Origin of the sequence: Streptomyces sp. NBC_00503 (assembly GCF_036346895.1) — a bacterium.
Taxonomy (GTDB): domain Bacteria; phylum Actinomycetota; class Actinomycetes; order Streptomycetales; family Streptomycetaceae; genus Streptomyces.
In genome coordinates this window covers 7015572-7042559 of sequence record NZ_CP107855.1, presented here as the reverse complement: position 1 = coordinate 7042559, position 26988 = coordinate 7015572, and the positions used below count along the sequence as shown (strand labels likewise).

Annotated in this window: 23 protein-coding genes and 1 pseudogene; 14 read left to right on the top strand and 10 right to left on the bottom strand. The window is 73.0% G+C overall.

Annotation, left to right across the window (positions count from 1 at the left end):
- Positions 1-14: 14 nt before the first annotated feature.
- From OG490_RS32070 to OG490_RS32055, 4 genes are all read right to left on the bottom strand, one after another.
- A complete protein-coding gene (locus OG490_RS32070) occupies positions 15-1454 on the bottom strand; it encodes a benzaldehyde dehydrogenase (protein WP_330299762.1) in 1440 nt (479 codons plus the stop codon).
- A 157-nt stretch (positions 1455-1611) separates the two neighbouring features.
- The gene (locus OG490_RS32065) at positions 1612-2811 is read right to left on the bottom strand and encodes a thiolase family protein (RefSeq protein WP_330299761.1); all 1200 of its coding nucleotides are present in this window, start codon (positions 2809-2811) and stop codon (positions 1612-1614) included.
- A gap of 285 nt (positions 2812-3096) precedes the next feature.
- Entirely contained in the window at positions 3097-5406 is a 2310-nt protein-coding gene (locus tag OG490_RS32060; RefSeq protein WP_330299760.1) for an FtsX-like permease family protein, read from the bottom strand.
- Positions 5403-6113 (bottom strand): ABC transporter ATP-binding protein, encoded by a 711-nt coding sequence (locus tag OG490_RS32055; protein WP_330299759.1) that lies wholly within the window; start codon positions 6111-6113, stop codon positions 5403-5405. Before OG490_RS32055 ends, OG490_RS32060 begins: the two co-directional genes overlap by 4 nt.
- 138 nt (positions 6114-6251) lie before the next feature.
- Between OG490_RS32055 and OG490_RS32050 the strand changes: the two genes are divergently transcribed.
- Both OG490_RS32050 and OG490_RS32045 read left to right on the top strand, forming a co-directional pair.
- Positions 6252-7202 (top strand): sensor histidine kinase, encoded by a 951-nt coding sequence (locus OG490_RS32050; RefSeq protein WP_330299758.1) that lies wholly within the window; start codon positions 6252-6254, stop codon positions 7200-7202.
- Positions 7203-7270: 68 nt separating this feature from the next.
- Positions 7271-7966, top strand: coding sequence for a response regulator transcription factor (locus OG490_RS32045; protein ID WP_330301147.1), 696 nt, complete (start codon positions 7271-7273; stop codon positions 7964-7966).
- Between the two features lie 132 nt (positions 7967-8098).
- On the opposite strand, the gene OG490_RS32040 is transcribed toward OG490_RS32045, so the two are convergent.
- Complete coding sequence (locus tag OG490_RS32040) at positions 8099-9076, bottom strand: LacI family DNA-binding transcriptional regulator (RefSeq protein ID WP_330299757.1); 978 nt, start codon at positions 9074-9076, stop codon at positions 8099-8101.
- On the opposite strand from OG490_RS32040, the gene OG490_RS32035 reads away from it, so the two are divergent.
- From OG490_RS32035 to OG490_RS32015, 5 genes are all read left to right on the top strand, one after another.
- Positions 8988-9185 (top strand): hypothetical protein, encoded by a 198-nt coding sequence (locus OG490_RS32035; RefSeq protein WP_330301204.1) that lies wholly within the window; start codon positions 8988-8990, stop codon positions 9183-9185. The genes OG490_RS32040 and OG490_RS32035 overlap by 89 nt on opposite strands.
- Positions 9186-9509: 324 nt before the next feature.
- Positions 9510-10763, top strand: coding sequence for an MFS transporter (locus OG490_RS32030; RefSeq protein ID WP_330299756.1), 1254 nt, complete (start codon positions 9510-9512; stop codon positions 10761-10763).
- A gap of 58 nt (positions 10764-10821) precedes the next feature.
- A complete protein-coding gene (locus OG490_RS32025) occupies positions 10822-11517 on the top strand; it encodes an alpha/beta fold hydrolase (RefSeq protein WP_330299755.1) in 696 nt (231 codons plus the stop codon).
- A 158-nt stretch (positions 11518-11675) separates the two neighbouring features.
- Positions 11676-12980, top strand: coding sequence for an NAD(P)/FAD-dependent oxidoreductase (locus OG490_RS32020; protein WP_330299754.1), 1305 nt, complete (start codon positions 11676-11678; stop codon positions 12978-12980).
- Positions 12981-13442: a type II toxin-antitoxin system PemK/MazF family toxin gene (locus OG490_RS32015; RefSeq protein WP_330299753.1), complete on the top strand. Its 462-nt coding sequence runs from the start codon at positions 12981-12983 to the stop codon at positions 13440-13442.
- A 286-nt stretch (positions 13443-13728) separates the two neighbouring features.
- On the opposite strand, the gene OG490_RS32010 is transcribed toward OG490_RS32015, so the two are convergent.
- On the bottom strand, positions 13729-14559 hold the full coding sequence (locus tag OG490_RS32010) for a TIGR02452 family protein (protein WP_330299752.1): 831 nt from the start codon (positions 14557-14559) through the stop codon (positions 13729-13731).
- Positions 14560-14668: 109 nt separating this feature from the next.
- On the opposite strand from OG490_RS32010, the gene egtA reads away from it, so the two are divergent.
- From egtA to egtD, 4 genes are read left to right on the top strand one after another with little or no spacing between them, the layout of a single operon-like run.
- Positions 14669-16102 (top strand): ergothioneine biosynthesis glutamate--cysteine ligase EgtA, encoded by a 1434-nt coding sequence (gene egtA, locus OG490_RS32005; RefSeq protein ID WP_330299751.1) that lies wholly within the window; start codon positions 14669-14671, stop codon positions 16100-16102.
- A complete protein-coding gene (gene egtB, locus OG490_RS32000) occupies positions 16099-17427 on the top strand; it encodes an ergothioneine biosynthesis protein EgtB (protein ID WP_330299750.1) in 1329 nt (442 codons plus the stop codon). The genes egtA and egtB overlap by 4 nt, the downstream gene beginning before the upstream one ends.
- Entirely contained in the window at positions 17427-18248 is an 822-nt protein-coding gene (gene egtC / locus OG490_RS31995; protein ID WP_330299749.1) for an ergothioneine biosynthesis protein EgtC, read from the top strand. The genes egtB and egtC overlap by 1 nt, the downstream gene beginning before the upstream one ends.
- Positions 18245-19339: an L-histidine N(alpha)-methyltransferase gene (egtD, locus tag OG490_RS31990; RefSeq protein ID WP_330299748.1), complete on the top strand. Its 1095-nt coding sequence runs from the start codon at positions 18245-18247 to the stop codon at positions 19337-19339. Before egtC ends, egtD begins: the two co-directional genes overlap by 4 nt.
- A 260-nt stretch (positions 19340-19599) precedes the next feature.
- Here egtD and OG490_RS31985 read toward each other — a convergent pair.
- The 3 genes and pseudogenes from OG490_RS31985 to OG490_RS31975 form a co-directional block, all read right to left on the bottom strand.
- Positions 19600-20130: pseudogene (locus tag OG490_RS31985) on the bottom strand (lysophospholipid acyltransferase family protein); the annotation flags it as partial.
- A complete protein-coding gene (locus OG490_RS31980; RefSeq protein WP_330299747.1) occupies positions 20127-21014 on the bottom strand; it encodes a GNAT family N-acetyltransferase in 888 nt (295 codons plus the stop codon). The gene OG490_RS31980 and the pseudogene OG490_RS31985, both read right to left, overlap by 4 nt.
- Before the next feature lie 156 nt (positions 21015-21170).
- Entirely contained in the window at positions 21171-22430 is a 1260-nt protein-coding gene (locus OG490_RS31975) for an extracellular solute-binding protein (protein WP_330299746.1), read from the bottom strand.
- A gap of 165 nt (positions 22431-22595) precedes the next feature.
- On the opposite strand from OG490_RS31975, the gene OG490_RS31970 reads away from it, so the two are divergent.
- Positions 22596-22811, top strand: a complete 216-nt coding sequence (locus tag OG490_RS31970; RefSeq protein WP_330299745.1) for a dodecin — start codon at positions 22596-22598, stop codon at positions 22809-22811.
- Between the two features lie 103 nt (positions 22812-22914).
- Here the strand turns inward: OG490_RS31970 and OG490_RS31965 are convergent, their stop codons facing one another.
- Positions 22915-23409, bottom strand: a complete 495-nt coding sequence (locus tag OG490_RS31965; RefSeq protein ID WP_330299744.1) for a phosphatase domain-containing protein — start codon at positions 23407-23409, stop codon at positions 22915-22917.
- Between the two features lie 75 nt (positions 23410-23484).
- Between OG490_RS31965 and OG490_RS31960 the strand changes: the two genes are divergently transcribed.
- On the top strand, positions 23485-24516 hold the full coding sequence (locus tag OG490_RS31960) for an LLM class flavin-dependent oxidoreductase (RefSeq protein ID WP_330299743.1): 1032 nt from the start codon (positions 23485-23487) through the stop codon (positions 24514-24516).
- A 39-nt stretch (positions 24517-24555) separates the two neighbouring features.
- The gene (locus tag OG490_RS31955) at positions 24556-26988 is read left to right on the top strand and encodes an excinuclease ABC subunit UvrA (RefSeq protein ID WP_330299742.1); all 2433 of its coding nucleotides are present in this window, start codon (positions 24556-24558) and stop codon (positions 26986-26988) included.

The following is a 26988-nucleotide window of genomic DNA, read 5'->3' as shown; positions in this document are numbered from 1 at the left end:
TGATGGAAGCGGTACTAGAACCCGTGCGGGCCGGGCGTGGCGCGGACCGTGGTCCAGCGCAGCTCGGTGAAGGCGTCCAGGTTCGCCTCGCCGCCGAAGCGGGCCCCGGTGCCGGAGGCGCCGACGCCGCCGAAGGGGGCCACCGCCTCGTCGTTGACCGTCTGGTCGTTGATGTGCGCGATCCCGGTCGGGATCCGGCCCGCCAGGTCCAGGCCGCGCGCCGCGTCGGCGGTCACGATCCCGAGGGCGAGCCCGTAGGGGCCGGCCGAGGCCAGCCGTACGGCCTCGTCCTCCGTCGCGAAGGACCGTACGGGCGCCACCGGGCCGAAGACCTCCTCGGCGTAGGCGGGGGTGTCGTCGCCGATGCCCGCGAGCACGGTGGGCCGGTAGAAGAGGTCCCGGTGGGTGCCTCCGGCGACGAGCTTGGCGCCCTGCGCGGTACTGGCCTCCACCAGGCCGTGGACCCGGTCGAGTTGGGACCGGTCGATCAGCGGGCCCAGGTGCACCTGCTCGCGGTACGGGTCCCCGACCGCGAGCTCGTCGGCCCGCGCGGCGAGCCGCTCGACGTACTCGTCGTAGAGCGAGGCGTGCACGAGGTGGCGGCCCGCCGTCATGCAGATCTGGCCCTGGTGGAAGAAGGAACCCCAGGAGGCCTGCGCGACGGCGGCTTCCACGTCGGCGTCGCGGAGCACGACGAGAGCCGAGTTCCCGCCCAACTCGAGGTGTGCGCGGGTGAGGTGACGGCCAGCCAGTGCGCCGACCGCCCGACCGCTCGCGGTGGATCCGGTGAACGACACCACCCGTACCCGGGGGTCGGCGACGACCGCCGCGCCCGTGTCGGCGCCGCCGGGCAGGACGTGCAGCAGCCCGGCCGGCAGGCCTGCCTCCGCGAGGACGGCGTCGAGCAGCAGGCCGCCGCACACGGCGGTGCGCGGGTCCGGCTTGAGGAGCACCGCGTTGCCCAGCGCCAGCGCGGGAGCCACCGAGCGGATCGCGAGGATCAGCGGGGCGTTGAAGGGGGCCACCACCCCGACCACGCCGACCGGTTCGCGGCGGGTGAAGGACAGCCGCGGCGCCTCGCTCGGCAGCACCTGACCGGCCGGGCGCGAGGCCAGCGCCGCGGCCTCGTAGCACTCCTGGGCGGCGACGTGCAGCTCGAAGTCGGCCTTGCCGGGTATCGACCCGGACTCCCGCACCAGCCAGTCCCGCAGCTCGTCGGGGTGGGCGGCGAACAGGTCACCGGCGCGGCGCAGCACGGCCGCCCGTTCCAGGTGGGTGGCCCGCGCCCAGTCGCGCTGCGCCGCGTGGGCCCGTACGGCGGCCTCCGTCACGTCGGCCGGGGCCGCCAGGCGGATGGTGGCGAGGGTCTGCCCGGTGGCGGGTTCGACCACGGGGGCGGTACCGCCGGTGAGGGTGGGTCCGTCCTGCCAGAGGGTCGGATCGAGAAGCGGCATGGCGCGGGGCCTCCGGGTGGGGATGGGCGGGGGGGGCGGCAGCTCGCGCCATCGTGCCACCACCCCGCCCCCGAGGCACCGATTCCCTTCGGCCAGCGCACACTTGTCGCCTACCTATGACCGAAAATGATCGTCGGGGGAACGATTCCCCGGCGGATCAGCGCTCCAGAACGAGAGCGATGCCCTGTCCCACGCCGATGCAGAGCGCCGCGACACCCGTACCCGAACCGGCCGCCGCGAGCTGATGTGCGATCGAGCCCGCCAGCCGGGCCCCCGAGGCGCCGAGCGGATGGCCGATGGCGATGGCCCCGCCACGCGGATTGACCAACGCCGGGTCCAGCTCCGGCCAGTTGGCGAGGCAGCCCAACGCCTGCGCCGCGAAAGCCTCGTTGAGCTCGAAGGCGGCCAGATCCCCGAACCCGCGGCCGGCCTTGGCCAGCGCACGCTCGACGGCGTCCACCGGCCCCAGACCGAAGAGCTGGGGCTCGATCCCGGTGACCGCGGACGCGCTGATCCGCGCCAGCGGCTCCCGCCCGGTGGCCACGAGGCCCGCCTCGTCGGTCAGCAGCAGCGCGGCGGCGCCGTCGTTGAGCGGGGAGGCGTTCCCGGCGGTGACCGTGCCGGTGCCGTCCTGGCGGAAGGCGGGCTTCAGCCGCGCCAGCGCTTCGGGCGTGGACCCCTCCCGAATGCACTCGTCCCGTACGAGGTCCACCCCGGGCCACGGCACGACCTCGGCGTCGTACTGCCCGGCGGCCCAGGCGGCCGCCGCCTTGCGGTGGCTCGCCAGCGCGAAGGCGTCCTGCGCCTCGCGGGTGATGCCGTGCTTGTCGGCGACGAGCTCGGCACCCTCACCGAGGGAACCGGTCCACTCGGCCGGCATCCGCGGGTTGGTCATCCGCCAGCCGAGGGTGGTGGACCACATCTGCTGGTGCCCGGCCGGATAGCCGCGCTCGGGCTTCTGCACCACCCACGGAGCCCGGCTCATCGACTCGACCCCGCCCGCGATGGCGACGGAGGCGTCACCGAGCGCGATGGCGCGGGCCGCCTGGATGACGGCTTCGAGCCCGGACCCGCAGAGCCGGTTGACGGTGACCCCGGGGACGCTCACCGGCAGCCCCGCGAGCAGCACCGCCATCCGGGCCACGTCGCGGTTGTCCTCACCCGCACCGTTGGCGTCGCCGAAGACGACGTCGTCGATCCGGGCCGGGTCGAGCGCGGGCGTCCGGTCCACGAGCGCGCGCACCACGTGGGCGGCCAGATCATCGGGCCGGACCCCGGCCAGGGCCCCGCCGAACTTGCCGATCGGGGTGCGGACGGCGTCGACGACGTAGACGTCGCGGACGGTACGGATGCTCATGGAGTCCCTCCTGGGCGAGCGAGTGGCGGTACGTCCTCACCGACGCCGTTGTCCGGCCCCGGCGCACGCCCCGCCCGCACCCGGTGGGGCGCGCCCGAAGTCTCCGTCCGCCCGTCCCCCCATGTCAACGCCCCTCCGGCCCGGCCGGGCGGGGCATGCGGTGTGGGGCAACCGGGACACGGCCGGAGCATGCGGTGTGCGGCACCGGAAGACGGGCGGGCCGCACGGTGGGCGGCACCGCGACGCGGCCGCCCCATCGGTGGGCGGCACCGCGACACGGGCCGGCTATTCGGTGTGCAGCACCGAGGCGATGGTCATCCGGGCCGCCGACCGGGCCGGGATCAGGGCGCCGAGGACCGCGATCGCCACGCCCGCCAGAAGCATCCCGGCCAGCTGCGGGGCGTGCCAGACGTCCTTCATGTATTCGGGGAAGTCGACGACTCCGACGTTGTCCACGACGAAGCGGTGCGCCGCGATCCCGATCGGGATGCCGATCAGCCCGCCGACCGCACCCAGCGCGGCGACCGAGGTCACCGTCATCACCACCACCTGCCGGGGGGTCATTCCGATCGACTTGAGCATGCCCAGGTCCCGGCGCCGTTCGCGGGTATTCAGCAGCACCGTGTTGAAGACACCGAGCGAGGCGACGAGGGTCAGCAGCACCGTGAACACCGTGGAGAAGGTGACGACGGTGGTGGTACCGGCATTGTCGGAGTCCATCACCGACGCGCTCAGGCCCGGGTCGAGCGCCTCGACCGCCTCGGCGTAGGCGCGCGCGTCGGCGCCGGGGGCGAGCCGTACGGTGTACTCGACGGCCGTGGTCTCCGGTGCGAGTTGGGCGAGGGTGGGCCAGCCGGCCTCCAGGGCCCTGGCATTGCCTTCGATGACCTGGCCGACGACGGTCACGGTGACCTGCCTGCCGTTCAGTTCCAGAGAGAACCGGTCGCCGATCTTCAGCCCGCGCTGGGTCAGGAACGACGGCCCAGCCACGATATCGCCCGCCGCGGCCGGCGCACGGCCCTTGACGATCGTGTGGTCGTACGAGGAATCGTCCCCGCGGTAGAAGTCGGCGAAGACGTGCTGGGTCTGCCCGGCCATGCTCGCCTGGGACATGGCGCGGGCCCGTACCCCCTTCGCACCCGGAAGGGAGCGGAGCCGTTCCTCGATCTGCTGGTCGCTGAGCCGGGGAGGCGTCCGGTCGTTGCCGGGGCCCCCCGCCGACACCTGGATCCGGGCCCCGCCGTCCTCCCGCCCGACGTTGCCGAAGGCCAGCATGGTGCTGGTCAATCCGGTCGACAGGGTCACCGTGGTGACCCCGAGCACGATGGCCGCCAGGGTCAGCAGGGTGCGGCCGGGTCGGGCGAAGGGCTGGCCCAGGCCCAGGCTGACCGGGCGCGGCAGCCGGGTGGCCCCGAGGATCCGCTGGACGCGGAGCCCGCGCCCGGTCCGCGGGGCGCCGCCCGCGCTGATGGCCTGCGCAGCGGGCAGCCGGTGCGCCCGCAGGGCGGGGACCAGGGCGGCCAGCAGGACGAGCACGGGCATGCCCGCCAGGCAGGCCACCGACACCCACGGGCTGATGTCGCCGACCGAGGCGCGGCCCACGTCGATGCCGGTGAACGCGACCTTCAGGATCGGCCCGGCCAGCACGTTGCCCAGCAGCGTGCCCAGTACGCAGCCCACGAGGGCCGGTACGGAGAGCATGATCAGGTAGACGGAGACGACCTGGTTCGGTGTGAAGCCGAGGGCCTTGAGCACCCCGATGTGCCGGTACCCGGAGACCACCGCCCCGCTGACCACGTTCCCGACGATCAGGACGGAGACCAGCAGCCCGAGGATGCCGAAGAGGGTCATGAAGGGCAGATAGGAGTCGGCGAGCGCGGAGAAGGCCTGCTTGAGGGTGAGGTAGGTCTGCGCGCCGGTCAGCGCGTCCGCGGGCAGACCGGCGGTGGCGCGGGCCAGCCCGGCGCCGAGCTGGGCCTCCGTGGCGGAGTCCGTGAAGCGGTAGAGCATCTGGGTGGACGACGGATGCAGCGCGGCCATCTGCTCGGGCGAGACCCAGGCGCTCGCCGACTTGCTCATGCTCGCGGCGAAACCGACGACGGTCAGCGTCTGCCCTCCGGGGACCTCCAGCTCCGTGCCCAGCAGCTTCGTGCCGGGCGAGCCCTGGACGGACCAGTTGACGACGATCTCGCCGGGCTTGGTGGCCCAGTGGCCCTCCAGCAGCTCGATCCGGTCCACGGGGCCCGCCGGATCGGCCCGGCCCACCACGGTGAGGGTGCCGCCCGCCGTCCAGAGCCAGCCCTTGGGGATGTCCAGGACGGCCTGCCCAAAGGGCCCGGCTGCGGCCTCCACCCCGGACTGCCGGGCGGTCCGCTCCAGTTGCTCCGGCGAGACCTTGGTGGCGTCGAAGGTCGCCACCACATGGGCCCCGCGCTGCTCCTCGTACGCCTTGTCGAAGGGGCCCGAGGCGGCGCTCAGCAGCCCCAGGGCGAGCAGGATCGTCGTGGTGGAGCACAGGACGACGAGTCCGATGACGAAGGTCTGAATCCGACGGCGCTTGACGGCCGCGCGCGAGGCCCTCCACACGGCGCTCACGCCGTCGCCTCCAGCGCGCTCTCGCCGGCCACCCGGCCGTCGGCGACCTGGACCAGCCGGCTGGCACAGCGGGTGGCCAGCTCCGGGTCGTGGGTGACGATCAGCAGGGTCTGTCCGATCTGGTTGAGGTCGATCAGCAGGTCCATCACCTGTTCCCCGGAGCGGCTGTCGAGGGCGCCGGTCGGCTCGTCGGCCAGCAGCAGTGCCGGACGGTTCATCAGGGACCGTGCCACGGCGACCCGTTGGCGCTCACCGCCACTCAGCGTCGCCGGGTAGTTGTTCCGGCGTCCGGCGACACCGAGTTCGTCGAGGAGGTCCAGGGCCCGGCGGCGCGCCTGCCGGGTCGGGGTGCCGGTCAACTGCGCGGCCAGGGCCACGTTGTCCAGGACCGGCAGATCGTCGATGAGGTTGAAGAACTGGAAGATCATGCCGACGTTGCGCCGCCGGAAGAGGGCCAGACCGGTCTCGTTCAGCTTCCCGAGGTCATGGCCCTGCACCTCGACCGTGCCCGAGGTCGGCCGGTCCAGACCGGCCACCATGTTGAGCAAGGTGGACTTGCCGCAGCCCGAGGGCCCCATCACGGCGACCGCGTCCCCCGCCCTGATCTCCAGCGACAGCCCGTCCAGGGCCTTCGCGTCGCCGTACTCCTTGTGCACCTGGTCCAGCCGCACCACCACTTGCCGGGCACCACCGTGATCATTTGTCATGGCTCGAACCTAGGCCGCAGTCCGCGGACCCGGCGTCACCCCCTCGATGTATCCGTCGGGCCGGGTCATCCCGGAGATGTACGGGGCTGCATCCAGGGGCCGATGGCGCGCACTTCGCCGAGCTGCGAAGATGATCACGTGTGGGGATCCGGGACGATCTGGCTGATCATTGCCCTGGCGGCGGCAGTTGGCGCCGCCGGGTGCCTCGGCGTGATGGTGGTCCGGGGTCGGCGGCTGCACCGGGCGGCCATCGAGGAGCGCGGCTGGCTGCTGGAGCGCGAGCGGGAGAGCGCGGCGCAGACCGCGGTCGACGCCGAGCGGGCCAGGATCGCGGCCGAGCTCCATGACATCGTCAGCCACAACGTGAGCCTGATGGTGGTTCAGGCCGGGGCGGCCCGCGAGGTGTTGGCCACGATGCCGGAGGAGGCTGCGGCGGCCATGAGCGCCGTCGAGACCGCCGGACGGAACACGATGACCGAGCTGCGGCACCTGCTCGGCCTGCTCGCACCCGCGCAGAACGGCGAGGACGAACCCTACGGAATGGACCTGTCCCCGCAGCCGAGCCTGAGCCGGATCGGTCCGCTGATCGACCGCATCGCCTTCGCGGGCCTGCCCGTGGAGATGCGCATCTCGGGCGAGCCGCGCCCGCTGCCGACCGGGATCGACGTCACCGCCTACCGGATCATCCAGGAGGCCCTGACCAATGCCCTCAAACACGGGGACGGGGCGAAGGCCGAGGTGACCGTGCGGTACGCGGACCACTGCCTGCGCGTCGAGGTGCTCAACAGCGGACCGAGCGTCCTGTCGGTCCGCCACCCCGCCGAGCGGGGCGAGCCGGCCGCAGGACGCGGGGACGGCACGGGAGCCGGGGACGGAAAGGCGCCCGGGGACCCGAAGGGCCGCGCGGACGGTTCGGGACGCCGGGACGCGAAGGACCGCACGGACGACCCCGGTCGAGCCGACGGCACCGGACGCGGGCTGCTCGGCCTGCGCGAGCGGGTCTCCGTCTACGGCGGCGACCTCGACGCCCGTCGCCGCCTCGGCGGCGGCTACCGCGTCCGCGCCCGGATACCGCTGGACCGGCCGTGACGACGAACCCCGCGCCCGGGCCCTCTCCTTCGGATCCCGCCGGGTCCGCGCCGCCCGGCCCCCGCGTCGTGATCGCCGACGACCAGGAGCTGGTCCGCACCGGCTTCCGCATGATCCTGACCGCCCGCGGCATCGACGTGGTGGGCGAGGCCTCCGACGGAGCCGAGGCCGTGGCCGTCGTACGTGAACTGCGGCCCGACGTCGTGCTGATGGACATCCGGATGCCCGTCATGGACGGCCTGGAAGCCGCCCGCCGGGTGCTCGCGCAGCACCCGGACTGCCGGGTGATCATGCTGACCACCTTCGACCTGGACCAGTACGTCTACGCGGCCCTCGCCGCCGGAGCCAGCGGGTTCCTGCTCAAGGACGTCACCCCCGCACACCTGGCCGCCGCCGTACGCCTGGTCGACACCGGCGACGCCCTGCTCGCGCCCTCGATCACCCGCCGCCTGGTGGAGCGGTTCGCGCCCGGCGCTCCCCCGGCCGGTCCGGATCCCGCCGCCCCGGCCGTCCACCGGGACCTGGCCGTACTGACGCCGCGCGAGCTCGAGGTACTGACGCTCATGGGCCGGGGGCTCTCCAATGCCGAACTGGCGCGGGAACTGACCCTGAGCGAGGCGACGGTGAAGACGCACGTGGCCCGGATCTTCGCCAAGCTGAGCCTGCGGGACCGGGCCCAGGCCGTCGTCATCGCCTACGAGACGGGACTGGTCTCACCCGGCGATTCCGCCGACGCCACGGACAGCGGCGGCACCGGCCGATAACCTGCGGTCGCAGGCCGGCGGGCACGGACCACGGGCACCGGCGCCGCGGACCGAGGCCACCCCCGCCCCGACGGCGTGGGGATCCGGCGAAACGCCCGTCGGGTCGAATCGCGCGGCAGCGCACCGCCCCCGTCAGGTCGATTCGCGCGGCAGCGCCACCGCCGCCATCAGATCGTGCCGCCTCACCACGGCCGAAGGCTCCCGTACCGCCTGGTCCACCAGGCCGGCCAGCCGCTCGCCCGTCGGCATCTCGATCTGGACCGTGCTCAGCCTCGGCCGCAGCAGCCGGCCGATCAGCAGGTCGTCCGCGCCGATGACGGCCACGTCCTGCGGCACCCGCAGCCCCGTGTCCTGGAAGGCCCGCATCAGCACCATCGCGTACTCGTCGTTGTACGCGAACGCCGCGTCCAGGCCGAGCCCGGTCCACCGCTCCGCGAGGGCCGCCGCGGACTCCTCCGAGTAGGCCATCGGCAGGGCCACGACCTCGGCTCCGGCCACCGACCGGGCACCGGCCAGCCGGGGCTCGGAGAAGAGCTCCAGCCCTTCCTCCTCCGGCACGATCACGCCGATCCGGCGCCGGCCGCGGTGCACCAGGTGCTCCGCCGCCCGCACGCCGACCTCCGCCTGGTCCATGACGAGCGCGTGCGCTCCGGGGACGCTCTGCGGTCCCATCGTTATCACCGCGCGCGCCCCGGCCCGTTTGAGGGTGGCGACGTTGTGCGCGGACAGCATGATCTCGCCGAGGGAGATCACCGCGACCGGCCGCAACTCCGCCCAGGCGCGCGCAGCCTCGTCACCGGTCAGGCCGAGGCTGCCGTACTGGACCACCGTGTAGTCGAGGCGGCGCAGCGCCCACTGCAACTCGTTCAGGAAGGTGCTGTAGAGCGGGCCGATCGGCACGTGCGAGGTGGGCAGCAGCACGATGCGCGTGTGCCCGGCGCGCAGACTGCGGGCGGCGGCGTGGGGGACGTAGCCGAGCTCCTCGGCGGCTTGGCGCACCTTTCGGCGGGTGGGCTCGCTGATGCGCACGGCTTCCGCGTTGTTCAGGACGTACGAGACCGTCGCGCGCGACACCCCGGCGAGCCGGGCCACGTCCGCACTGGTCGGCACGGACGGCGGCGTGGTCGGATTCGGCACCGACGGAGTCGGCGCGGGCGTGGTCGGCGCCGCGGGGGCCGGAGCCTGCGACTCGGGCGGCTTCGGAGGCTTCGATGACTGAGACATTGCCGTCGCATCTTTCCAGACCGGTTGCGCCCAGGGGCTAGCGGATGGCCGGAAACGAATGCTACACAGTGGTTACACGATTCACTGACACGTGTAACCAAGGCGTCACCCGAGCTTCATCAAAGGTGTCTCCGCACGTGCCGTGGCGTGTCCAGTCGTGCCCGCCGCCCCGTCGCGTTCATCGCACCCCCGCCGTCGTGACAGGGCGGCGAGCACTCCTCCCCGTACCGCCTCCCGTACCGCCTCCCGCATCCCTCCCACACCTTCACGCACTCCTCCCGCACCCCTCATCCCCTCGAAATCTGCCCAGGAGGGCACCGTGGCCCTTTCCTCCCCCGGCACCGGCACCGCCGCCGCCACCACCGACGCCCCCGCCGAGTCCGCCCCCGGACGCGGCCTGCTCCCCTTGCTGCTCCTCGGCAACAGCGCCATGTACGCCCTCTACATCGGCGTGGGCGGCATGCTGCTCGCACTCCAGGTCGAGGACATCGACCCGGCGAACAAGGTCGCCAACTTCGGCCTGATCGCGGGGGTCTCCGCGATCTTCGCGACGGTCTTCAACCCGGTCGCGGGCGCCCTGTCCGACCGCAGCGGGCGGCGCAATCCCTGGATCCTGGGCGGCGGGATCGCCGCCATCCCGGTGATGCTGCTGCTCGGCGCCGCGGACACGATCCTGCTGATCACCATCGCCTGGTGTCTCAGCCAGGCCGTGATGAACATCTACCAGGCCGCCATCACCTCCGTGGTCCCCGACCGGGTCCCGATGAGCGCCCGCGGCAAGGCCTCGGCGGCCGTCGGCCTCGGCCTGCCGTTCGGCTCCACCATCGGCGCCCTGATCGGCGCGGCCTTCTCGGACGACTACCGCACCGGCTACCTGATCTTCGGAGCGATCGTCGCCGGCGCCGCCGTCCTGTTCACCACCTGCACCCGCGAGCAGCGGCTGCCGGCGCGGGCCCCGATGCCGGTCAAGCAGCAGCTCGCCGCCTTCACGAGCGCCCTGAAGGACCACGACTTCCGCTGGGCCTTCATCGGGCGGGCGCTGCTCGTCCTCGGCTACTTCGCGGTGAGCGGCTACCAGCTGTACATCCTCCAGGACCACACCGTCCTGCCCGAGGGCATGAAGCCCGAGTCGGCCGTGGCCGTCATGATGCCGCTGACCAGCGTGGCGATGGTGGTCTCCACCGTCCTCGGCGGCTGGCTCTCGGACAAGTACGACCGCCGCAAGCTCTTCGTCGGCGCCTCCGCGCTGCTGTCCGCGATCGCGCTGGTGATTCCGGCCCTGTCGACCAGCTGGACCGCCATGCTGGCCTTCGCCGTGATCAACGGCCTCGCCTTCGGCTGCTACATGGCCGTGGACACCGCCCTGGTGACGATGGTCCTCCCGAAGGCCGAGGACGCGGCCCGCGACATGGGCGTGCTCAACATCGCCAACGCCGGCCCGCAGATCGTCGCGCCGTTCATCGCCTCGGTGATCGTGTCGGTGAGCGGCGGCTACACCGCCCTGTTCGTCGTGGCGGCCGTACTCGCGGTCGCGGGCGCACTGGCGGTCAGGCCGATCCGCAGCGTCCGCTAATGCGGTGACCCCTGAACCGACCGCGTACACCACTCCCTTGACCATGAAAGGCACCACCGTGCAGCTTCACACCCACACTTGGGGCGAAGGCGACCGCATCGCACTCCTGATCCACGGGATCATGGCCGACCACCGGACCTGGCGCCGGGTCGGTCCCGCCCTCGCCGAGCGCGGCTACCGCGCCATCGCTGTGGACCTGCGCGGCCACGGGGCCAGCGGCCGGGGCGAGTACAGCCCCGAGGCCTTCGCCGACGATGTGGTGGAGACGCTGCCCGCGGGCGCCGAACTGGCCATCGGGCACTCCCTCGGCGGCCTGACGCTCTCGCTCGCCGTCGACCGCCTGAAGCCGAAGCGGGCTGTGTTCTCCGACCCGGCATGGCACCTGGCCGCTCCCGAACCGGGCTTCACCCCCGAGATGTTCGCCCAGTTCAAGGCCGCGTCGAAGGAGCAGATCCAGGCGATGAACCCGCGCTGGGACGAGGCCGACGTCGACATCGAGCTGGAGACCCTGGCCGTCTGGGACGAGGCGACCGCACTGTGCCTCGGCCCCCTGATGGGCGCCGACCTGCTGCCGGCCGCGCCGGTGGTCCCCTCGCTCGTACAGCTGGCCGATCCCAGCTTCCTGATCAACGAGGAGCGGGCGGCGGTGCTGCGGGAGCGCGGCTTCGAGGTCCGTTCGGTGGCCGGAGCCGGACACACCATCCAGCGGGACGACTTCGACGGATTCATGGCCTCCCTCGAAGGCTGGATCTAGGACCTGCCCGGGGGCGCGGTGGCCGGCCGGAGCCGGCCACCGCGCCCCGATCCCCCGTCAACCGATCGGCCACTCCCTATAGTTGGCCATGTTCCTGACAGTGGTGGCGCTGCGCCACCGCCATGGACGGCACCACACCCGAAGGGAGCGATCGGCACATGACCAGGCCTGAGAGCGCGGGATACGAGTACGACGTCGTCATCAGCGGAGCCGGCCTCGCCGGCAGCGCCGCGGCGATCCTGCTCGCTCGACGCGGTGTCCGCGTCGCACTGATGGAACGTCGCTCCGACCCCGAAGCGTACAAAGTGCTGTGCACCCACTCCCTCACGGCCAACGCCTACCCGGTGCTGGAGGAACTCGGCCTCGTCCCCGCTCTCGAGGAAGCCGGAGCCGTCCGCAACGAGGCCCGCTATTACACCCGTTGGGGATGGATCGACCCGAGGGGTGCGGCCACGGGACCCGAGCTGCCGTACGGGTACAACGTGCGGCGCAGCACCCTGGACCCGCTGATCAGGTCCCTCGCGGCCCGCACTCCCGGCGTCGAACTGCTCCTCGGCCACCAGGTGACCGGGCTGGTGGGGAAAGCCGGGCGCACCATCGGGGTACGCGCGTCGACGCCCCTGGGCGAGCGCGAGATCCGGGCCCGCCTGGTCGTCGGCGCCGACGGCAAGGACTCGGCCGTGGCGAAGTTCGCCGACGTACCCGCGCAGCAGCACGAGAACGGCCGGTTCGGCTACTTCGCGCACTACCGCAACCTGCCGCTGCCCGGCGGGATCAGCCAGACCTGGTTCCTCGAACCCGACATGGCGTACGCGTTCGCCAACGACGACGGGGTGACGGTCCTCGCGGTGCTGCCGGACAAGAAGCGACTGCCCGCCTTCCGGGAAGACCTGGAGGGCAGCTTCCTCGAGTTCGTCCGGGCCCTGCCCGAGGGGCCGGCCGTCGACTCGGCGGAGCGCATCACGAAGATCACCGGCACCCTCGACTACCCGCTGCACAGCCGCAGGCCGACCGCACCCGGCATCGCGCTCATCGGCGACGCGGCCCTGACCAGCGACCCCTTGTGGGGAGTGGGATGCGGGTGGGCCCTGCAGTCCGCGCGGTGGCTGGTCGAGGCGGTCGCCCCCGCCGCAACCGGCCGGGGCGACCTCGACGCGTCGCTCGCGGTGTACGCACTCAGGCACCGGCGCGAGCTGCGCGGTCACCAGTACCTGGCCGTCGACTTCGCCAAGTCCCGCCCGTTCAACCCCATCGAGCGGCTGGTGTTCTCGGCGGCCGCGCGCGACGCGTCGCTGGCGCGGCACATGCACCTGTTCGCATCCCGCCTGATCGGTCCACTGCGCTTCTTGAACCCCGTGGTGCTGGCCAGGTCCTCGGCCGTCAACCTCAAGCACCGCGGGGCGGCCGCGAAACCTCGGCCCACCAGTGCGACAGGGGCCTCAAAACCCAGTAATCTCCCCTAAATGACGGCACTTTCACACCACAGCAACGGTCACGTCGAGCAGCCCGGCCGCGACGGGCACACCGCGACGGCCGAGGCCGATCCGCACGCCATCGGGCCGGTGCAGACCTCGTACGCCCCCGATCGCGACGGGGATCCCGATCCCGGCGAGATCGTGTGGACCTGGGTCCCCTTCGAAGAGAACGACGGGCGCGGGAAGGACCGGCCGGTGCTGGTCGTCGCGCGGGAGGCGGCCGGCACTCTGCTGGCCGTGCAGCTCTCCAGCAAGCGGCACGACCACGACCGGGAATGGGTCCCGATCGGGACCGGGCCCTGGGACGCCGCCGCCCGGGAGTCCTGGGTGGATGTGGACCGGGTGCTGCGCGTGCACGAGGACGGCATGCGGCGCGAGGCGTGCGCGCTGGACCGGGGGCGCTTCCAGCTGGTGGTCGACCGGCTGCGCGAGCGGTACGGCTGGCGGTAGCCGGCCGGGCCGGGGCAGGCCCGCGGGGGCCGCGCCCCGGCCGCCGCCCGCATCGCCCGCATCGCCCGCATCGCCCGCATGGGACTCCCCCTCGGCGTCACCGACGGTCAGGTCCGATCACAACCGGTGTCGAATCGGCCCGTGGCGCGTCACTCCGCCGGTGGCGCGTCACAGGGCTCGCGGCGGCCGTCACCCGAATGCGGGTAGCGAGGGGCACCAACCCTGCCCGTGCCCCGCACGCCCCCGACCGCGCCCCTGCCGTGCCGCCCGGGGCTGTTCCCCGTGGTCACACGAGCTCCGCCAGCACCCGCTCGAAGGCCTCGCGCGTCTCCGGCTTCCGGTCCAGGATCCCGAACACCACCCGCTCGAACACCCCCGCGAACCGCCCCGTCAGCAGCGCCCTGAAGGCCTCCGCCACCTGGGCCGGGTCGTTCATGAAGACCCCGCACCCCCAGGCCCCCAGCACCAGGTCCCGGTACCCGTGCAGCGCGGCCACTTCCAGCACCAGCTCCGCCCGGCGCGCGAGGGCGGCGGGGATCTCGGGCTCGCGCTCCGGCTCCTGGCGGCGGATCGTGCCCGCGTTCGGGGCCGGGGAGGTGAGGAAGCCGGCCCGGAAGGGGGTCTCCATCAGCTCGCCCCGGTCGTCGCGGAAGACGGGGACCCCGGGTGAGTGAATCACCCGGTCGGTGTAGAAGGTGCTGACCTCGGCCCGGTGGATCTCGTAGTACTCCGGGGCCTCCAGCAGGGTCTCGTACAGGGCCGAGGCGCGGCAGAGCGCCTCCTCCTGGGCCTTGGCCCCGCGGACGTAGCCGCCCCCGGGATTGCGGGCCGAAGCGAAGTTCAGGACCGCCACCGAGGCCGCCTCCGGACGGTCCCCCGCGAGCCTGCGGGCCGCCGCCGTGCTGCTCTCCCCCGTGACCTCGACGACGGTCCTGCCGGTCTCCCCGGGGGACGGTTCGCCTGGAATCACACGGTTTGGGCCATATATCCTGGTTCCTGCCTTGGCCTCCGCCACGGCGGCGGCGAGCGCCACCTGCCGCCCCGACCGCGCCCGGTACCCACCGGACGCCACGATCTCCGCGTTTTCTCGCGCCATCTCACGCAACCTGCCACTCATGCTGTGATCTTTGACGCTCCCGGCAAGCGGTAGCAAGGGAGTTTGCGCCCCTAAGGACGGGTAGGCACGGGTGATGTCACATCCGACGACACGAGACGAGGGCCCCGTCATGCCCCAGGACTCCGTCCAGGAAACACCCGAGCACCCGCCCGAACAGCCGTCCCGTCCCACCAGCCTCACCGAATCCGCCGCCGAGGACCTGATCCACGGCATCTGTTTCAAGACCGGCCCACCCCGCCTCCTCGGGGCCGAGCTCGAATGGCTGGTGTTCGACGCCGAACGCCCCGGTCTGCGCGTGTCCCCCGAGCGGCTGGCCGCCGCGCACGACGCGGCCCGCGCCCTGCCCCTCACATCCCGCGTCACCGTCGAGCCCGGCGGCCAGCTGGAGCTGAGCTCGGCCCCCGCCGCCTCCCTGACCGGCTGTGTGGACGGGCTCCAGTCCGATCTGACCGCCGTACGGGGAGTCCTGCGCGAGCAGGGCCTCGTCCTGCGCGGCCTCGGCCAGGACCCGCGCCGCCCGTACCGCCGGATGCTGGCCAGCCCGCGGTACGAGGCGATGGAGAGCTACTTCGACCGCACCGGCCCCGCAGGCCGCGCCATGATGTGCGCCTCCGCCTCGGTGCAGGTGTGCGTGGACGCCGGGCAGGAGGAACCGGGGCCCCTCGGGCACGGCCGCCGCTGGCGGCTGGCCCACCTCCTCGGCGCGGTGCTGGTCGCCGCCTTCGCCAACTCCCCCGCGCACGAAGGCCCGTACGCCGGCTGGCGCTGCGCCCGCCAGGGCGTCTGGAGCGATATCGACACCCGGCGCGCGCTCGCCCCCGCACTGGAGGCGGAGCCGCGCGGCGCCTGGACCCGGCAGGCACTGGACACCGACGTGATGTGCGTACGGCCGTCCGGCGACGGCACCGGAGACCACGGCAGCACGCCCTGGACCGTGCCGCGCGGGCTCACCTTCCGCGACTGGCTGCGCTCCGGCGGCGGACCGGGATCCGGTAGCGGGTCGGGATCCGGCGGCGGACCGGGATCCGGCGGCGGATTGCGGCCGCCCACCACCGAGGACCTCGAGTACCACCTGACCACGCTGTTCCCCCCGGTGCGGCCCCGCGGCCACCTGGAGCTGCGGATGATCGACGCGCAGCCCGGCGACGACGGCTGGCTGATCCCGGTGGCCGTGGTCCACGCGCTGTTCGACGACCCGGAGGCCACCGAGACCGCGTACCGGGCGGTGAAGGCGCTGGCCGACGGCTACGGCGCCCAGCCCGCCCCGCGCAATCCGCTCTGGCGCAGCGCCGCGCAGCACGGGCTCGCCGATCCGGAGCTGCGGTCCGCGGCCCGCGCGTGCTTCCGGGCCGCGTCCGAGGCGCTGCCCCGGCTGGGCGCGAGCACCCGAGTGGCGGACTCCGTAGCCGAGTTCGGCGACCGCTACGTCAAGCGCGGCCGATGTCCGGCCGACGACGGGCTCCCGCAGCATCCCTCCCGGCGCCGGCCGCAGGCCCGTCCGCGCCCCCATCCGCAGCCGACCGGCGAGGAGGCACGCTCATGACCACCGAACCGGAGCTCCTGCGCGAGCGGGCCGCCGCCGCGCTGACCGCCGCACGGGTCCGTACGGCCGGGCTCACCGACGCGAGCGCCGTCTCCGACGCGGACCTGACCGCCCAGCACTCCCCCCTGATGTCCCCGCTGGTCTGGGACCTCGCGCACATCGGGAACATGGAGGAGCTCTGGCTGCTGCGCAACGTCGCCGGCCGCGAGTCCATGCACCCCGAGATAGACCCGCTCTACGATGCCTTCGAGCATCCCCGTTCGGAGCGGCCGAAGTTGCCGCTGCTGGGCCCCGACGAGGCCCGCCGGTACGCGGCCGAGGTGCGCGGCCGCGTCTTCGACCTGCTGGAGCGCACACCTCTGGAAGGCACCGCCCTGCTGGACGGCGGCTACGTCTTCGGGATGATCGCGCAGCACGAACAGCAGCACGATGAAACGATGTTGATCACCCATCAGCTCAGACAGGGCGGCCCGGTCCTGACCGCGCCCGACCCGGATCCGCCGCGGGGGGCTCCGCCGCACGCGGCCGAAGTCCTCATACCCGGCGGCCCGTTCACGATGGGCACCTCCGCCGAACCGTGGTCGCTGGACAACGAACGGCCGGCGCACGTCCGGGACACGGAGGATTTCTGGATCGACACCGTGCCCGTGACCAACGCCGCGTACCAGGCCTTCATCGCCGACGGCGGGTACCACGGCCGGCAGTGGTGGGCCGCGGAGGGCTGGGAGCAGATCCGCCGGCACGGCATCGAGGCTCCGCTGTTCTGGCGCCGCGAGGGCGATACGTGGCTGCGCCGCCGGTTCGGGGTGACCGAGCCGGTCCCCGCGGACGAACCGGTGCTGCACGTCAGCTGGTACGAGGCCGACGCGTACGCCCGCTGGGCGGGGCGGCGGCTGCCCACCGAGGCGGAGTGGGAGAAGGCCGCCCGCCACGATCCGGCGACGGGCCGTTCCACCCGCTATCCATGGGGGGACCAGGACCCGACCCCGGACCGCGCCAACCTCGGCCAGCGCCATCTGCGCCCGGCCCACGCGGGCAGCTACCCGGCCGGGGCCTCCCCGCTCGGAGTGCGCCAGCTCATCGGCGACGTCTGGGAGTGGACCTCCTCCGACTTCCTGCCCTATCCCGGGTTCCGGGCCTTCCCGTACCGCGAGTACTCGGAGGTGTTCTTCGGCCCCGAGCACAAGGTCCTGCGCGGCGGCTCGTTCGCCGTGGACCCGGTGGCCTGCCGGGGCACCTTCCGCAACTGGGACCTGCCGGTGCGCCGGCAGATCTTCTCCGGCTTCCGGACCGCCCGGGACGCACGACCGGCGGACGGTGCCTGATGTGCCGTCACATCGCCTATCTGGGGCCGACGGTGACGCTCGGGCGGCTGTTGAGCGACCCCGAGCACTCCCTGGTGCGCCAGTCCTGGGCGCCGCGCCACCAGCACCACGGCACCGTCAACGCCGACGGATTCGGCATCGGCTGGTACGCGGAGGGCGACCCGGTGCCGGCCCGCTACCGGCGGGCCGGGCCGATCTGGGGAGACCTGGCCTTCGCCGATCTCGCGCGCGTGGTCCGCAGCGGCGCCGTGCTGGCCGCCGTACGGGACGCCACGCGCGCCGGGGCGGACGGCGAGGCGGCGGCCGCGCCGTTCGCCGAGGGGCCCTGGCTGTTCAGCCACAACGGATCGGTTCGGGACTGGCCCGACGCGGCGGCCCCCGTCGCGGCCTCGCTGGCGCCCCAGGAACTGCTGTCGCTGGCCGCCCGGACGGATTCGGCGCTGCTGTGGGCGCTGGTCCTGCACCGGCTGCGCAAGGGCGACGCCCTCGGCGCGGCGCTCGCCGCACCGGTCCGGGAGCTGGCCGAGGCGGCGCCCGGGTCCCGGCTGAACCTGCTGCTGACGGACGGGCGGACGATCGCGGCCACGGCCTGGGGGGACTCCCTCTGGTACCTGGCCGACGCGGCGGCGCAGCGCACGGTGGTGGCGTCGGAGCCCTACGACGACGACCCGCGCTGGACCGAGGTGCCCGACCGGACCCTGCTGACCGCCACCCGTACCCGCATCGAACTCTTCTCCTTGAAGGAACCCCCGCAGGACGCGAAGGGCCACTTGAAGGAGACCTCTACGAGCGCACCGCACCAAGGAGACGAAGGCCCGTGAACGACTTCCGGCTGACCCGCACGCTCGACGAGGACGCCGCCGACGCGGCGCTGCGCACGGACGTGCTGCACGGGCTGAGCCAGTCCCCGAAGACGCTGCCGCCCAAGTGGTTCTACGACGCCCGGGGCAGTGAACTCTTCGAGGAGATCACCCGGTTGCCCGAGTACTACCCGACCCGCGCCGAGCGGGAGATCCTCCTGGAACGAGCCCAGGAGATCGCTTCGGTGAGCGGCGCCCGCACCCTGGTGGAGCTGGGCTCCGGCTCTTCGGAGAAGACCCGGCACCTGATCGAAGCCATGCCCGCGCTGGACACCTACGTACCGGTGGACGTGAGCGAGAGCGCCCTGAAGGGAGCGGCCGAGGCGCTGTTGGCCGAGCATCCGGGCCTGCGGGTGCACGCACTGCTGGCCGACTTCACGAAGCCGCTCCAGCTGCCCGAGGTGCCGGGACCGCGGCTGGTGGTGTTCCTGGGCGGCACGATCGGCAATCTCCTGCCTCCGGAGCGGGCCGTGTTCCTGGCGGACGTACGGGCGATGCTCTCGCCCGGTGACGCACTGCTGATGGGGACGGACCTCGTGAAGGACGAGGCCGTGCTGGTGGCGGCGTACGACGACGTCCAGGGGGTGACGGCCGAGTTCAACAAGAACGTGCTGACCGTCATAGACCGGGAGTTGGGTGCGGATTTCCACACCGCCGACTTCGATCACGTGGCGGTGTGGAACCGTGAGCACGAGTGGATCGAGATGCGGCTGCGAGCCCGGGAGCAGGCGTTGGTGAAGGTCCGGGCCCTGGATCTGGAGGTGTCCTTCGAGGTGGGTGAGGAGATCCTGACGGAGATCTCGGCGAAGTTCCGTCAGGAGGGCGTCCGGAAGGAACTGGCGTCCGCCGGACTGGAACTGACGCACTGGTGGACGGACGCGGCGGGCCGCTTCGCCCTGTCCCTGGCGGTGGCCGACGGCATCGGCGCCGACGGCTGGGAGGGAACCCCCGGCAGCAGCGGCCGAGTCGGTGCGACGGGTGGCTCCGCGGGAACGGGCGACTCGGGTCGCGGTTCCGGTTCCGGTTCCGGCCGCCCCAGTACGGCGGCCTGAGCCGCGGCCGCGAGGTCCCGCCGGTCCGGGTACCGGCCCGGCGGGATCCGCGGCAGCAGCCACACCTCGGCCCGCACTCCGCGGGCCCGCGCGATCCGCCACAGGGAGGCGGTCAGCGGGTCGTCCCCGACGAAGGCGGGCGCCCCTGCCGTTTCCCCGGCCTGCTGCCCGGCCCGGTCGCCGCCGTCGAGCACGTAGGCGATCCGTACCGGCTGTACGGGCACCCGCGCGTCCAGAGCGGCCTGGAACGCGGCGCGCCGGAAGGTTCCCTGGGCCCGCCCGCACCAGGTGGAGCCCTCGGGGTAGACGGCGACGCGGTCGCCCGCGAGCAGGGCGCGCGCCATGGCGTCGACGGTGGCGGGCAGCGCACGGATCCGGTCGCGCTCGATGAACAGGGTCCCGGCCTGCCGGGAGAGCGGGCCGAGCACGGGCCAGCTGCGGATATCGCTCTTGGCCAGCATCCGGCAGGGCAGGACGGCCGCGACGAGGGGGATGTCGAGCCAGGAGATGTGGTTGGCGACGATCAGCCGGCCACCGCCCGCGCCGGGGCTCCCGTGCACGGTGATCCGTAGGCCGAAGGCGCCCAGCAGTGCGGCCGCCCAGGCCCGGACCACCAGGTGCCGGGGCCGCTGCGGCAGCAGGCGCAGCGGCGGGGCGCCCAGGATCCCGAGCAGGATCAGGGCGATGGCGGCGCCGAGCCGCAGGACGGCGCGCGGCACGCTCGCGGTGGCGCCCTCGTGGCCGGCGCAGGCCTCGGGCGTGCAGGGCGAGGTGGGGAGCCAGACGCTCATGCGCCCGGGGCGAGCGAGAGGAAGTGCTTGAGGTAGCGCGGGTTGGTGCGGCGCAGGGAGAGCAGGACGTAGAGGTCGGCGCAGCCGAACTCGGCGTCGAGGGCGGGCTCCCCGCAGACCCAGGCGCCCAGGCGCAGGTAGCCGCGCAGCAGCGGCGGCAGTTCCATCCGGTCGGGGAAGGCGATGCCCTCCGGGTTCCAGGGAAGGTGCGGGGTCACCCGGTACTCGGTGGGGGCGAGGCTCCTGGTCAGGACGTTCTCGCGGGTGGCGGCGGCGAGGATCCCGCCGTCGGCGAGCGGGATCGAGCAGCAGCCGGCCAGCCAGTTGTGTCCGGAGCGGTCCATGTAGCGGGCGAGGCCGGCCCAGATCAGGGCGATGACGGCGCCGTTGCGGTGGTCGGGGTGGACGCAGGACCGGCCGACCTCGACGAGGTCGGGGCGGATGGGCGCGAGCGCGGAGAGGTCGAACTCCCCCTCGGAGTAGAGGCGTCCGGCGACGGCGGCACGCTCGGGGGGCAGCAGCCGGTAGGTGCCGACGACCTGCTCGGTCTCCTCGTCGAGGACGAGGAGGTGATCGCAGTAGGCGTCGAAGGCATCGACGTCCAGGCCCGGCTCGGGGCCGTCGAGGCGGGCGCCGAGCTCGCCGGCGAAGACCTGGTGGCGCAGCCGCTGGGCGGCGCGTACCTCGTCCTCGTCGCGGGCGAGGCGTACGGCGTAGCGGGGCACGGCCGGGGGCGCGGAGGCCGGGGGCGCGACCGCGGAGGCGGGGGCCGCAACGGCCGAGGTCGCGGCGGTCGCGGTCACGGCGTTCAGCGTGGCCACCCGGGAGACGGCCGGGGCCGAGGTGGGGGGAAGGGCGGACGGGGACAGGGGGGCGATGGTCATGGCGGCTCCTGATCCGGACACGGAGAGCCAGGCCGACAGGACGCGTGGCCTGGCTTCTTTACTTCTTCCGTGCAGGACTGGATTCGACATGACCGCTTCGCGGCACTTGGATGTGCGAACGCTGAACTCGGCGGTCCGAGCATCCGCCGCACCGGGTCAGTGGTCGGCGCTGAGGACCTTGCTGATGGTCTCGGAGGCCGTCTTCGCGGCCTCCTTGGGGTCCCGACCGGTGAGGACCGCTGTCATGAACGGCTTGATCGGGTTCTTGGCCTCGACCTCGGCCCAGCGGGCGGACTTCGGGGTGGCGCGGCCCTGGGCGGCGCCGGGGGCCATCGCGGCGGCGCCCTCGTTGCCCTCGACGACGTGCGCGAGGGTGGTCTTGTTGGGTACGTAGCTCATGGTGGTGGCCAGCTCGGTCTGCCACTTCTCGCTGACCAGGGCCGTGATCACGTTGACGGCGTTCTTCCGCTGCTTCGTCCGCTCCGGGATGATCAGGTCGGAGCCGCCGGTGAAGACGGCGCCCGGCTTCTCGGCGGTCTTGCCGGGGATCGGGAAGAAGCCGAGCTTGCCCTTGAGCGCCGGGTTCGCGGCCTCGATCGCGGCGGCCTGGCCGGGCGGGGCGATGATCTGTGCGATCCCGCCGCGGGCGAAGACCTCGGACTGCGGGGGCGTCTCCTCGTCGGCGTCCTTGGGGCCTTCGCCGAGGGCCTGGAGCTGCTTGTAGAACTCCATTCCGGCCATCGCCTTCTCGTCGTCCAGGGTGCCGAGCCACTGGCCGCTCGTCTCGACCGCGAGCTCGCCGCCCTCGTCCCAGATGAAGCCGGAGAGCACGTACCAGTTCTGTCCTGCGAGGTAAATGCCCTGCTGGCTCCCCTTGTCGAGCTTCTGGGTGGCCTGGATCCACTCCTGGCGCGTCTTGATCGGCGCCTTGATCCCGGCGTTCGCGAACAGGTCCTTGTTGTAGATCACCACCCGGTTGGCGGCGTACCAAGGGACGCCGAACTGGGCGCCGTTGACGCTACCGGGGTCGGCGAGGCCCTTCAGCCAGTCCTTGCCGTCCCACTCGCGCAGTGCTTCCAGGGTGAGTTCGGAGACGCCGCCGCTCTCCACGTACTGGGCGACCTGGGTGTTGCCGACCTCGATGACGTCGGCGCTCTCCTCGCTCTTGCCGGCCAGCACGGCGTTGACCTTCGCGCCTATGCCCGTCCACTCCTGGATCTTGACGTCGAGGTCGATCCCCGGGTTGTCCCTCTCGAAGGAGCTGGTGAACTGGGTGATGAACTCGTCCGACGCGCTCCCCTTCATCAGCCAGAGCGTCACCTTCTGCGGACCCCCCGCCGATCCGGCCAGACTGCACCCGGTGAGGGCGGTCGCGGCCGCGAGTGCGGTGGACACGGCAAGGAAGCGCATCTTCACGAAGGTCACCTTCTGGGGATGGATCTCAGATGGCTTGAAATTGGCATGGACCAATGAGTGGGTCAAGAGGGTTGGGCTGTGGATTGTTCACGCAAAGTTCGCGCACCCGGACTTACTGGGGCACCGTAGAACAAGGCAACTGCCACCCAGTGTCGGGAGACGTCCATGTCCAATCACACGTACCGGGTGACCGAGATCGTCGGCACGTCCCACGAAGGCATCGACCAAGCGATCCGCAACGGGGTCGCGCGCGCGGGCGAGACCCTGCGCGGGCTGGACTGGCTCGAGGTGACGCAGATCCGGGGCCACATCGAGAACGGCGAGATCGCGCACTTCCAGGTGGGACTGAAGCTCGGCTTCCGCCTCGACGGCGAGGAGTGAGGAACCGGAACCGTACGCGGCCCGCGCGGCGGACACGGCCCTACGGGGCCTTGCGCGGCCCGGCTCCGGCTCCGGCCGCCCGGGCGCTCAGGTGCTCAGGTGCTCAGGTGCGGCCCTGACCCTCCTGTGCGTCCTTGAGCTCCGGCGCCTCGGCGGCCCAGTCCGCCAGGACCACGCGGAACCCCGCCGCGCGCGCCGCCTGGCACACCAGCTCGTCGTCGTCCACGAGCATCCGCACCTCGCGGCCCCGCGAGATCCGCCGGAGCACCTCCAGCTTGGTCGTCCGGGCGGGCCGCCGGTCCTGGTTCCCGCGCATCCACAGCCGCCCCTCGGGCAGCCCGTGCCGGGTCAGCCATTCGGCCGTGTCCGCGCGGCACCGCTCCGGCCGGCCGGTCAGGTAGACGACCTCGCAGTCGGCCGCGCTCTCCACCGCGAGCGCGATCCCCCGGGCGAGCGGCGGATCGGCGGGGGCCGCGCCGAAGAAGCCTTCCCAGTCGCGGGGCCGGCGCTCCAGCCAGTGCTGGCGGTGGGCGGTGTCGGCCAGGGTGTTGTCGATGTCGAAGACGGCCAGGGGCCGGCGGTTCTGAGTCTCGGTCACCCCGCCAGCCTAAGCAGCGGCCGCGCCCCGGCAGCGCTTGGGGAATCCTGGAGCGCCCCGTGCGTTGACCTCCATGTGATCCGGAAACTCTCGATACTCGACCGGTCCCGCACCCGCGAGGGGCATCCCGCCCCCGAGGCCCTGCGGGACACCGTGGAGCTGGCGCGCGCCGCCGAACGGCTCGGATACCACCGGTTCTGGGTCTCCGAGCACCACAGCGTGCCCGGAGTCGCCGGTTCCGCACCCACCGTGCTCGCCGCCGCCGTCGCCGGGGCGACCGGCCGGATCCGGGTCGGCACCGGCGGGGTGATGCTGCCCAATCACCAGCCGCTGGTCGTGGCCGAGCAGTTCGGGGTCCTCGAAGCGCTCTTTCCCGGCCGGATCGACATGGGCCTCGGCCGCTCGGTCGGCTTCACCGGCGGGATCCGGCGGGCGCTGGGCCGCGACACCGGGGACGCCGACCGGTTCGAGGAGCAGCTCGCGGAGCTGCTGGGCTGGCTGGACGGCACGCAGCGGGCGCACCCCGAGGTGCACGCCCGCCCGGCGGAGGGTCTGCGGATCCCGCCCTACGTGCTGGCCACGGGCGAGGGGGCCGCCATCGCGGCCCGCGCGGGGCTGCCACTGGTGGTCGGCGATGTCCGGGCCCGCGCCCGGGTGGTGGAGATCATCGAGAAGTACCGCGCGAAGTTCCGGCCCTCCGGGTGGGGCGCGGAGCCGTACGTGATCGCCTCCGGGACGGTCGCGGTCGCCGCCACCACCGAAGCCGCCCGCCGGATCCTGATCCCGGAGGCGTGGGCGCTGGCGCAGTCGCGCACGCGCGGCAGTTTCCCGCCGCTCCGCCCGGCCGAGGAGATCGAGGCCCTGACCATGGCCCCCAAGGAGCGGGAGCTGTACGAGGGGGCCCTCACCGGGCACGTCCACGGCACGGAGGCGCAGGTCGCGGCCGAGCTCACCGCCCTCGCGGAACTGACCGGGGCGGACGAACTGCTCGTCACCACATCCACGTACGACCGGACCGCGCTGCTGGACTCGTTCACCGGACTCGCCCGCCTCGCGGGCATCACCGATCACACCAGCCTCATCGGCCCCGAAGGCCACACGGAGTAGCCGCTGACCCCAGGCACTCCAGCCACTAAACTAGGACGAATGCACCAGCCCGCAGCCCCGCACCTCCCCGGTCCGCACGACCCCTACGTCCGCGTCCGCGGCGCCCGGGAGCACAATCTGCGCGGGGTGGACGTGGACATCCCGCGCGACGCGCTGACCGTCTTCACCGGGGTCTCCGGCTCGGGCAAGAGCTCGCTCGCCTTCGGCACCCTCTTCGCCGAGGCCCAGCGCCGGTACTTCGAGTCCGTGGCCCCGTACGCCCGCCGCCTGATCCACCAGATCGGCGCCCCGAAGGTCGACTCCGTCACCGGGCTGCCGCCCGCCGTCTCGCTGGAGCAGCGGCGCTCCTCCCCCGGGTCGCGGTCCTCCGTCGGGACGGTGACCATGCTGTCCAACTCCCTGCGGATGCTCTACTCGCGGGCCGGTTCCTACCCGCCGGGCGCCGCACGGCTCGACTCCGACGCCTTCTCCCCCAACACCGCCGCGGGCGCCTGCCCCTCCTGCCACGGGCTCGGCCGCATCCACCGCACGAGCGAGGAACTCCTCGTCCCCGACGGCTCCCTGTCGATCCGTCAAGGAGCCGTCGCCGCCTGGCCCGGAGCCTGGCAGGGCAAGAACCTGCGGGACATCCTGGAGGCGCTGGGCCACGACGTGGACGCGCCGTGGCGGTCGCTGGCGGCGAAGGACCGCGAGTGGATCCTGTTCACCGATGAGCAGCCGGTGGTGACAGTGCACCCGGTGCGGGAGGCCGACCGGATCCAACGGCCCTACCAGGGCACGTACATGAGCGCACACCGGCACGTCATGCGGACCTTCTCCGACAGCAAGAGCGCCACCTTGCGGGCCCGCGCCGAGAAGTTCCTGACCTATTCGCCGTGCCCGGTGTGCGAGGGCCGGCGGCTGCGGCCGGAGGCGCTGGCCGTCACCTTCGCGGGCCGCACGATCGCGGAGCTGGCGGCCCTGCCGCTGACCGAGCTGGACGGCGTACTGGCCACCGCGCTCGGGGGCGCCGAAGGCGAAGCGGCGCGGGTGCTGGCCGAGGACCTGTGCTCCCGGATCGGCCCGGTCGCCGAGCTCGGGCTGGGCTACCTGAGCCTGGACCGGGGCGCCGGGACCCTGTCGGCGGGCGAGCTGCAGCGGCTGCGGCTGGCGACGCAGCTGCGGTCCGGGCTCTTCGGAGTGGTGTACGTCCTGGACGAGCCTTCGGCGGGGCTGCACCCGGCCGACACCGAGGCGCTGCTCGGGGTACTGGACCGGCTGAAGGAGGCCGGGAACACGGTGTTCGTGGTGGAGCACCACCTGGACGTGGTCCGGCACGCGGACTGGCTGGTGGACGTCGGTCCGCTGGCCGGTGAGCACGGCGGGCGGGTGCTGCACAGCGGGCCCCCGGAGGGGCTGGCCGCGGTGGCGGAGTCGGCGACGGCCCGGTACCTGTTCCCGGACCCGGACCCGGACCCGGCTCCCGCGCGGAGCGGGCGCGGCGGGCCGCCCGTGCGGGAGGCCACCGGGACCATCCGCCTCAGCGGGGTGGACCGGCACAACCTCCGTGACGTGACGGCCGAGTTCCCGCTCGGGGTGTTCACGGCCGTGACCGGGGTGTCGGGGTCCGGGAAGTCCACGCTGGTCGGGCAGGCGCTCGCGCGGGAGGTCGGCGAGCGGCTGGCGGAGCCGGCCTTCCCGGTGCGGCGGCTGGTGGAGGTGGACCAGAAGCCGATCGGGCGCACCCCGCGCTCCAACCTGGCCACGTACACAGGGCTGTTCGACGTGGTGCGGCGGCTCTTCACGGCGGCTCCGGAGTCGAGGGCTCGGGGCTGGAAGGCGGGTCGGTTCTCCTTCAACGTGCCGGGCGGCAGGTGCGAGTCCTGCCAGGGCGAGGGTTTCGTCTCGGTGGAGCTGCTGTTCCTGCCCAGCACGTACGCCCCGTGCCCCGAGTGCGCGGGGGCCCGGTACAACTCCGAGACCCTCGAAGTGCGTTACTCGGGACTGAACATCGCCGAGGTCCTCGCTCTGACCGTGGACGCGGCGGCCGCCTTCTTCGCGGAGGTCCCGGCGGCGGCGCGGAGCCTGGGCGCGCTGAAGGACATCGGCCTGGGATATCTCCGACTCGGCCAGCCGGCCACGGAGTTGTCGGGCGGCGAGGCGCAGCGGATCAAGCTGGCGACGGAGCTCCAGCGACAGCGCCGCGACCACACGCTGTACCTGCTGGACGAGCCGACGACCGGACTGCATCCGGCCGATGTGGAGGTGCTGCTAAGGCAGTTGCACGGGCTGGTGCACGCCGGGCATTCGGTGGTCGTCGTGGAACACGACATGGCGGTGGTGGCCGGCGCGGACTGGGTCATCGACCTGGGCCCGGGCGGCGGTGCGGACGGCGGCCTGGTGGTGGCCGCGGGCACACCGGCCGAGGTGGCCCGCGCCGCCGGCAGCCGGACGGCGGCCTACCTGGCGCGGGCCCTCGCCGTTCGGGCCTAG